At 60.0% G+C, this 8,364-nt stretch carries 9 protein-coding genes; 2 read left to right on the top strand and 7 right to left on the bottom strand.

What is annotated here, in order from left to right; all coding sequences use genetic code 11:
- Positions 1–1,032 (top strand): branched-chain amino acid ABC transporter permease (locus AC0L3K_RS19760; RefSeq protein WP_473366712.1); only part of this gene is annotated, 1,032 nt, incomplete at its 5' end.
- Positions 1,033–1,639: 607 nt separating this feature from the next.
- Positions 1,640–2,869, top strand: coding sequence for an ABC transporter substrate-binding protein (locus AC0L3K_RS19755; protein WP_473366711.1), 1,230 nt, complete (start codon positions 1,640–1,642; stop codon positions 2,867–2,869).
- Between the two features lie 302 nt (positions 2,870–3,171).
- Here AC0L3K_RS19755 and AC0L3K_RS19750 read toward each other — a convergent pair whose 3' ends face one another.
- The 7 genes from AC0L3K_RS19750 to AC0L3K_RS19720 all read right to left on the bottom strand — a co-directional run bounded on the left by AC0L3K_RS19750 (position 3,172) and on the right by AC0L3K_RS19720 (position 8,363).
- Positions 3,172–4,071 carry an ABC transporter substrate-binding protein gene (locus AC0L3K_RS19750; RefSeq protein ID WP_473366710.1) on the bottom strand — a complete coding sequence of 300 codons (900 nt, stop codon included), beginning with the start codon at positions 4,069–4,071 and terminating at the stop codon, positions 3,172–3,174.
- Positions 4,049–4,783: an amino acid ABC transporter ATP-binding protein gene (locus tag AC0L3K_RS19745; RefSeq protein WP_473366709.1), complete on the bottom strand. Its 735-nt coding sequence runs from the start codon at positions 4,781–4,783 to the stop codon at positions 4,049–4,051. Before AC0L3K_RS19745 ends, AC0L3K_RS19750 begins: the two co-directional genes overlap by 23 nt.
- A 34-nt stretch (positions 4,784–4,817) precedes the next feature.
- Positions 4,818–5,579: an amino acid ABC transporter permease gene (locus AC0L3K_RS19740; protein ID WP_473366708.1), complete on the bottom strand. Its 762-nt coding sequence runs from the start codon at positions 5,577–5,579 to the stop codon at positions 4,818–4,820.
- Positions 5,580–5,582: 3 nt separating this feature from the next.
- Positions 5,583–6,284 (bottom strand): amino acid ABC transporter permease, encoded by a 702-nt coding sequence (locus tag AC0L3K_RS19735; RefSeq protein ID WP_473366707.1) that lies wholly within the window; start codon positions 6,282–6,284, stop codon positions 5,583–5,585.
- A gap of 7 nt (positions 6,285–6,291) precedes the next feature.
- Positions 6,292–7,056 (bottom strand): SDR family oxidoreductase, encoded by a 765-nt coding sequence (locus AC0L3K_RS19730; RefSeq protein WP_473366706.1) that lies wholly within the window; start codon positions 7,054–7,056, stop codon positions 6,292–6,294.
- Between the two features lie 108 nt (positions 7,057–7,164).
- Complete coding sequence (locus AC0L3K_RS19725) at positions 7,165–7,932, bottom strand: LamB/YcsF family protein (RefSeq protein WP_473366705.1); 768 nt, start codon at positions 7,930–7,932, stop codon at positions 7,165–7,167.
- Positions 7,933–7,940: 8 nt separating this feature from the next.
- Entirely contained in the window at positions 7,941–8,363 is a 423-nt protein-coding gene (locus AC0L3K_RS19720) for an acetyl-CoA carboxylase biotin carboxyl carrier protein (protein ID WP_473366704.1), read from the bottom strand.
- Position 8,364 lies beyond the last annotated feature (1 nt).

Genomic DNA, 8,364 nt, shown 5'->3' with positions numbered 1-8,364 from the left:
GACGTCGTCACGGAAGCCCCGGCCGTCGAGGCGGTTCCGAAGCGGGCGATGACGCTGGGCACGGGCACCTCCCTGTTGGTGCTGGCGGTGCTGTTGATCGTGCCGGTGTTCGTCAAGAACTTCATCATCTTCCAGATGACGATGCTCCTGATCTACGGGCTCGCGGTGCTGGCCTTGAACATCCTGACGGGCGGCTCCGGCCAGTTTTCGCTCGGCCAGAGCGCCTTCTACGCCGTGGGCGCTTATACGTCGGCGGTGCTGATGGAGTACTTCAACGTCAACTATGCGCTGACCATTCCGATTTCCGCCTCGGTCTGCTTCGGATTCGGCTACCTGTTCGGCAAGCCGGCGCTGCGGCTGTCGGGCGTCTATCTCGCGCTCGCGACCTTTGCGCTTGCCACCGCGATGCCGCAGCTCTTGAAGCTGAACTTCCTCGAGCACTGGACCGGCGGCGTGCAGGGCCTCGTCGTCACCAAGCCCGACGCGCCGTTCGGGCTGCCGATGTCGCAGGACACCTGGCTCTACTACTTCTCGCTTGCCGTCGTGCTCGCGATCTACATCTTCTCGGTAAACCTGCTGCGCTCCCGCTCGGGCCGCGCCTTCATGGCGATCCGCGACAACGAGATCGCGGCCTCCGCGATGGGCGTCAACGTCGCACTGTACAAGACGCTGGCCTTCGGCGTGTCCGCCGGCATCACCGGCGTTGCCGGCTCGCTTGGCGCCATCGCCGTGCAGTTCGTCGCGCCCGACAGCTACACGATCACGCTGGCGATCTCGCTGTTCCTCGGCATGGTCGTCGGTGGCGTCGGCTGGCTGCCCGGCTCGTTCGTCGGCGCAGCCTTCATCATCTTCGTGCCGAACATGGCGGAGGGCATCTCCAAGGGCCTCTCCGGCGCCGTATTCGGCGTACTCCTGTTCGCCGTCATCTACCTCGTGCCGCACGGCGCGAGGCAGATAGCCATGGCGAACCGCGAATCGCAAAAGTCGAAGAAGTTCCTTAGGGAGGAGGGGACTAGAAATACTATCACATAGACGTTTGGGAGACGAGCTTGCTGCGACTACCGCAATTGTGCAGAACGGGCTTGCGCTCGCGCTAGAAGCACCACATCGTGCGCAAGCGGCAAAGAGCTGAGTTAGATGCACGTCGCCGTTCGACGGCTTCTCGGTATGGGTTTCGCACGCTAATAGTGCGGCCAAGCCCTGATGTTCGGCTAAAGCATCCCTGCGGATCTCTCAAAGCAGTGGACGATCTGAAGGTGGGCAGTGCGTGTTTAACTGCCTTGTGCCGGTCGCTTGCTTTCCCATTCCCTCACGGGCTGAAAGAATCATTTGCATTAGGCGCATTTTTCAGCCTAGTGCCCACGCCTAAGCTAGACGAGCGTAAGAAGCATAAGAATGCGCAAGTCAGTTGAGGAGGAAAGTTGTGGGTGGCAGAGCCCGAGCTCACACAGAGCATTCTTTGCCAGAGCCAGAAGGCTTTACGGGCATTCTTTCGCCCTTGCACGCCTCTCCCGCTATTTGCCGACGCGCTCTCGTGTCCAGCTCGCGAGCCGTGCTGCTGTCAACGGTGCGTAGTGGCGCGACACGACTTGCGACGTCCAGCAAAAATTGGTTCCTAAATCCAAACATGGAGATTTTGATGCGTTTGACAAAAGCCCGCCCAGTATTGCTATTGCTCGCCATTGCAACTGTTAGCTCCACCCCGGGCCTTGCGCAAAAACGATACGATGTTGGTGCTTCCGAATCGGAGATCAAGATCGGCAACATGGTGCCTTATAGCGGCCCGGCGTCCGCCTATGGCATCATCGGCAAAACGGAAGAAGCATATTTCCAAATGATCAATGATCGGGGGGGTGTGAACGGTCGTAAGATCAAGTTCATTTCCTACGACGACGCGTACTCGCCTCCCAAGGCCGTTGAGCAGGTTCGCAAACTCGTCGAAAGCGATGAGGTTCTTCTTGTCTTCAGTTCGCTCGGCACGCCATCGAACACGGCTATCCAGAAGTATCTAAACGCAAAAAAGGTACCACAGCTATTCGTTGCAAGCGGCGCTTCGAAGTGGAATGATCCGAAGACGTTCCCATGGACAATGGGCTGGCAGTTGAACTACCAGACCGAGGCAAAGATCTTCGCGAAGTGGATCATGAAGGAGAAGCCCGGCGCTAAGGCTGCCATTCTTTATCAGAACGACGATTTCGGTAAGGACTATCTGAAAGGCGTCAAAGACATGCTCGGCGAAAGGGCCGCTTCCACCATTGTCTTGGAAGAGAGCTACGAAGTCTCCGAACCATCTATCGACTCCCATATCGCGAAGATCAAGGTAGCTAATCCCGACGTTTTGATGATCTTTGCGACCGCGAAATTCGGAGCTCAGGCGATCAAGAAGACGGCAGAGCTCAACTGGAAGCCGCTGCAGATCATCAACAATGGGGCTTCGTTTGTCGGCAGCGTGATGAAGCCTGCAGGGTTCGAGAACGCCCAAGGGGTCTTGTCCGCGGCCTATGCAAAGGATGGCGCGGATCCGCAGTGGAGCGATGATCCTGGTATGAAGAAATGGTCGGAGTTTGTCGACAGATACATGCCGGGCGCAGACAAGACCGATGCCGGCATCGTGCACGGCTATGGCGCAGCCCAAACGCTCGTGAAGATCCTTGAGATGTGTGGCGACGATCTCACTCGCGCGAATGTCATGAAACAGGCCGCCAGCTTGCAAGGCTTTGTTCCGGACACTCTACTACCAGGGGTGAAGATCAACACCAGCGCCGTTTCTTTCGCGCCGATCACTCAGCTCCGCATACAACAATTTAAAGGAGAGAAGTGGGAACTCTTTGGCGACGTGATTGGCGCGGAGGATGTTGCGCGCGAGTAGTCGTCAAGCCTCTCCCAGCAGCGCCTCACAATCTCAGCAGGAAATTCGCTCTGGCCATGCCGTGCGGTGCCTGCCGCCAATAAGCGCGGTGATGCTGCGGGTGGTCCAGGGAGGTGAGCCTAGCGGTCCATACGAATGAACGGCGCGGAGCCCAATACTTGCTCGACCGTGTCGCCCTCGATGGTTGCTAGTGAGAGGAGTACGAGCGGCTATTGTCGTTTCAGTTCGGCAGACTGACCCCATCCTAAGAGGGCGAGGGGCTAACAAGCCTGCTTGCCTCTACTCTCTCTAGCGGAATGGGCCTAGGGAATGGGCGTGAATTTTAGCTCGCCAAGCGGCGCGACCTTGTCGGTCCGTACCATCTTGTATTCCGTGGCGGGGCCGAGCCATTTTTCCCAGATCTGATTGATCTCGCCGCTCTTGTCGAGTGCCGCGAGGGATTCGTTGACCTTTGCGAGAAGGGCCGGCTCGGCCTTTTTCATGCCGATGCCGATCGGCTGAAGGATCATGGGTTCATCGATCATTTTCAGCTGGACGTTCGCGTTCTTGGACTCGTTGACTAGCTTGGTTATCGTCATCGTGTTGGCGACCATTCCGACCGCCTTGTTCTGCTGAACCGCCATGAAAGCCGAGCCGGTATCCTGGAAAGTGAGAGGATCAGAGCCGTTGAGCTTGATCGACAACTCGGAAGTCGATCCCTTGGTCGACGAAAGCCGCTTGCCCGTGAAGTCTGCCTTCTTGGTGCCGGGGTCGCTGGCTTTGACGGCCAGCATTTCCTTCGCGATGTAGTAGGGGTCGCTGAACTGGATCTGTTCTGCGCGGCTAAGGGTATATGCAAGGTTGGCAACGGTGATGTCCACGTGCCCCAATTTCACCTCGGGCACGCGCGCATCGACCGACAATGGCGTGATCTTGGCGACGACGCCGAGAGACTTCGCAATCGCGCCGCATAAGTCGACATCGAAGCCAACCATCTCTCGGGTCTTGGAATCCGGCGCGGCGAACGGAGGCACGTCAGCAAATGTTCCGCAACGCAACTCCTTGCGCTGAATAATGTCCTGTAATTGGTCGGCACGGGCGGCGAAGATTGTCGAGAGGCTGGCAACAACAAGAACGAAATGACTTGCGAAACGTCTGACTGACATGATTGGACTCCTACGGTCGATGGTTGATAGCGGCTTATCGCGCGCGAAGGTCGGCAAGAAAGCGTTGCGCGCGGGGGTGTTCTGGATTGCTGAAGAAACTCTTCGGCTCGGCCATGCTCAGAATGCTTCCCGCATCCATAAACCAGACGCGGTCAGCGACCTCGCGTGCGAATGCCATTTCGTGCGTGACGCACATCATCGTCATTCCGTCTCCTGCCAGGCTGCGCATGACCGCGAGGACCTCGCCGACCATTTCGGGGTCGAGGGCGCTCGTCGGTTCGTCGAACAGCATCGCCGGCGGCTCCATGGCGAGTGCACGCGCAATTGCGACGCGCTGTTGCTGTCCTCCGGAAAGCTGCGCCGGATAGGATCGCGCCTTGTTGACCAGCCCGACGCGATCGAGGAGAAGCATGGCCTTGTCATGCGCGTCGGCAGGCCTGAGGCCGCGGAGGCGGATAGGCGAGAACATGACGTTCTCGAGCGCCGACATATGCGGAAACAGGTTGAAGCTCTGGAAAACAAACCCGATGCGGCTTCGGATCCGATTGAGTTCCTTGCTGCTCATCTTGGCATGAACATTCTGGCCGTCGAACGTCAGCGTTCCGGATTGGATCTCCTCCAGGCGATTGACCGTGCGGATCAGGGTAGACTTCCCCGATCCCGACGGCCCGCATACGACGACGACCTCGCCCTTGCGAACCTGCGCATTGATGTCGACCAAAGCATGATATTCGCCGTATCGCTTGTTGACGTGCGAGAATTCGATCATGTGCGGGTCTCCCGAACTGCTGCGTCGAACATGTTCATAGCTCCGCCGGCAGAGGTTGGCCGTCCTGCACCGCCAAGTCCTTTCCGCGAGCGCCTCCGCTGCCGGCTCGCTTCGTAGCGATCCGGCGCTCAAGCCAGTTTGCGAGCTGCGTGAGGCTCCAGCAGACTACGTAGTAGATGACTGCGAGCAGGAAGAAGACCTCGAACGGCTTGGTGAGCAGCCGGTTGTTGATCTGGTTCGCCGCGAATGTGAGTTCCGGAACGTTGATGACATAACCGAGGGTCGTGTCCTTGATCGTGGAAACAAACTGGCTGAGTATGCTCGGCATCATGTTGTAGAGCGCTTGCGGCAGGATGACGTATCGCATTGCGCCGAGGTGGCTATGGCCGAGTGCTCTGGCGGCGTCGGTTTGTCCCGAGGGCAGCGCCTGGATCCCGGCGCGCACGATTTCGCTCAGGAATGCGGCCTCGTAAATCACCAGGGCGCAAACCATCGTGACGAAGCCGGGAACGACCCGCCCGATCAACAGCGGAACGAGAAAGTACCCCCAGAATATGATCACGAGCAGCGGCACGCCACGCATCGTGTAGACCAGCGCCGTAGCTGGCGCGCGCAACAAGAGCCAGGGCGAAATCCGCGCCAGGGCGACCACAACGCTCAGCGGGAATGCCAGCGAGATGCCGAGCACCGAGAGCAGCAGCGTCGCCGCGATACCGCCCAGCGGTCCGTTGGGATATTGTCCGATCAGCAGAAGCAGCCAATCGTCCTGGATGATATGGTAGACCTCGGTCAGCATCGCTCAGCGTGCTCCGACCGTTTTTGCGCGTTGGCCGAGCCACGCGCCGATTCCCATCAAAACGAGCGAACAGGTGAGATAGACAATTGTCGCAATCAGGAACGTCTCGAAGGTGCGGAAGCTCTGGTTCTCGACCTCCTTGACCGCGTGCGTGAGTTCGGCCGCGCCGATGGCTATGGCGAGTGTGCTGTTCTTAAACAGAGAGACGGTATGGTTGACCAGCGCGGGAAGGGCGTTGGAGAAAGCCTGAGGCAACAGCACATAGCGCATGGTGCCGATGTAGCTATGTCCGAGCGCGCGCGCGGCTTCCTCCTGTCCGGCCACGACCGACCGCAAGCCCGAACGAAGGTCTTCGCTGAAATATGCCGCCTGACAGAGGCCGAGGCCGATGATCGCGAATGTCGCCTCGGCGTAGTGCTCGCTGAGCCAGCTCTGGAAGGCGGACGGCAGCAGGCTGAAGATGCCGAAGTACCAGATCATCAACTGAACGAGGGTCGGTACGTTGCTGTGGTAGGAGACATAGACGCGGACGGCACGCTCCGCGATGCGGCTTGGCATCAGCCGGATCACGAGCAACAGGATGCCCAGGCCCATCGCAAGGATCCATGACCCTACCGCGATGATGAGCGTGACCCAGAAGCCGTCGACCAGCATCCCGGCCAGTTGGGGATTGAGCAGGATTGCGCTGACGTCGAAACCCTGCATCGTCTGCTCAAGAAGTTGGATCAGCGGCCGGCGCGGCCGGCTTCGCGGTCGAAAGCCCGCCGGGTACCTGGAGGGTCGGTGTAATCTCGAGGTGGCCGATATTGACGGCTACCGGGGCGGCAATCGCAAAAGCGATCGCATCGGCGACATCAGAGGCTTGTGGAAGCTCATATCCTTCGATGAACCGTTCGTAGGTGTTTGCCGAAGCGCCATGAACATGCGCGAAAATATCTGTAGCGATCCGGCCCGGACAGATCTCGGTCACGCGCACACGCCGACCGAAGGCATCGATGCGTAATTGGCGCGACAACATGCTGACGGCGGCCTTGGTCGCATGATAGGTGGAGTTTCCGCCGAAATTGTAGGCGCCTGCGATCGAGCTGATATTGATCACGTGGCCCCGATCGCGGGCGACCATTCCCGGCACAACCAGGCGGCACAAATGGAGCACGGCGCGCAAATTGACATCGATGAGAAGATCGATGTCCTCGGCTTCTGCCTTCAGAAACGGGTTGGGGCGATCGACGCCCGCATTGTTGACGAGGACGTCGAACGCGACCTCTTGTGTGAGCCTGGTCACGCTCTTGAGGTCCGTCACGTCAAGCGCATGGGCGATGCAGCCGGTTCGTTCGGACAATTCTCCGAGCGCCTTCGCACTGCGCGCCAGCGCGTGGACTTCGAGATTTTCGCGCCGCAGGCGCTCGACCACGGCGGCACCGATGCCGGACGAGGCGCCTGTCACGAGAGCTGTCTTGTAATCCGAAAAAGGCATCGCTGGCTTCCAGATCGTTGCGGGAGCTTACCGGGCCGCGGGGCGGCGCGATAAGATGGAATGTCTGTGGCGGGATAAGACCGCCTTATGCGTTATCCTGCCGCCGGCCTATCCCGGCAGGCGCGAGACCGGAACGATTCTGCCGCCGATGGCCTCGATCTCCCGCCGGATGCGTCGGGCGAGGTCGAGCGCGCCGGGCGTGTCGCCATGCAGCAGGATGCTTCGCGGCCGCATCGTCAATGGCTTGCCGGAGTAGGTGACAACCTCTCCACGGTCCAGCATGCGCCGCACACGCTCGATCACGGCGCCTTCGTCATGGATCACCGAGTCCGGCAGCTTGCGTGGAACGAGCAACCCGTCATCGTCGTAGGCGCGGTCGGCGAGGAAGGTTGTTGCAACCTTCAGGCCGCAGCCCGCAGCCGCCGCTTCGATGGCACGGCTGCTAGATGAGACGATCAGCAGTCGTGGGTCGAATTCGGCAACCGCCCGGACCAGTATCGCGGCCAGAGCCTCATCGGCTGCAACCATATTTCCAAGCGCGCCATGAAAACTCATATGCGTCATCCGGCCGCCGACTGAGCGCGTGATGCCGTCGAGGGCGCCGAGCTGATAGATCACCATCGCGGCGAGTTCGGCGGCATCGATGTGCATGATGCGGCGTCCGAAGCCCTGGCGATCGGGGAAACCGACATGGGCGCCGATATCCACGTTTCGGGTCAATGCCAGCCTGACCGTGCGGAGCATGATCAGGGGATCGCCGGCGTGAAAGCCGCAGGCCAGATTGGCTGACGACAGCACGTCCAGCAGCGCTTCGTCGTCTCCCATGAGCCACGGGCCGAAGCCTTCGGCAAGATCGGCGTTGAGATCGATGTCCATGGTCGGTGCTACCTGGCGCTGGCGGGGTGAAGTTCGACAAGGCGGGTTCCGAACCCGACGGGGGTCGCGTGGGCAACCAGGAGGGCGCCGACGATTCCGTCTAGCGGCGCGATCACCGGAACCAGAAGAGGTCCGATCCGAAGCAATCCGAGGGCCTGTCCGGCGCGTACCTGAGTTCCCTCGGGGGCGAGCGCAGCTTCATGCAAGGGGTGGCGGTGCAGGAATATCCCCACCGTGGATGCCGCGATCACTTTGCTGGAGAGCATCTGGTCCAACCTGGTGTCGCTTTGCCGGTCGTCAGCCAGATCGTCATGCGCGTGCACGCCACCACTGTCCAGTCGCAGCCGAAACGACGGTCCGGTCAATTCGAGTTCGTCGATGCCGGCCTGGGCCATCCATGCCGAGAGATCGCTGAGATCATCGAAGGACATG

The sequence above is a fragment of the Bradyrhizobium sp. MI1.10 genome (assembly GCF_055811035.1).
Note: the sequence above shows the minus strand (reverse complement) of the source record. Positions and strands in the feature narration are given on the sequence as shown.

Bases quoted from the DNA above. Each gene is read 5' to 3' on its own strand.
- AC0L3K_RS19755 (WP_473366711.1), top strand. From the start codon at position 1,640: ATGCGTTTGACAAAAGCCCGCCCAGTATTGCTATTGCTCGCCATTGCA.
- AC0L3K_RS19745 (WP_473366709.1), bottom strand. From the start codon at position 4,783: ATGATCGAATTCTCGCACGTCAACAAGCGATACGGCGAATATCATGCT.
- AC0L3K_RS19740 (WP_473366708.1), bottom strand. From the start codon at position 5,579: ATGCTGACCGAGGTCTACCATATCATCCAGGACGATTGGCTGCTTCTG.
- AC0L3K_RS19735 (WP_473366707.1), bottom strand. From the start codon at position 6,284: ATGCAGGGTTTCGACGTCAGCGCAATCCTGCTCAATCCCCAACTGGCC.
- AC0L3K_RS19730 (WP_473366706.1), bottom strand. From the start codon at position 7,056: ATGCCTTTTTCGGATTACAAGACAGCTCTCGTGACAGGCGCCTCGTCC.
- AC0L3K_RS19725 (WP_473366705.1), bottom strand. From the start codon at position 7,932: ATGGACATCGATCTCAACGCCGATCTTGCCGAAGGCTTCGGCCCGTGG.
- AC0L3K_RS19720 (WP_473366704.1), bottom strand. From the start codon at position 8,363: ATGTCCTTCGATGATCTCAGCGATCTCTCGGCATGGATGGCCCAGGCC.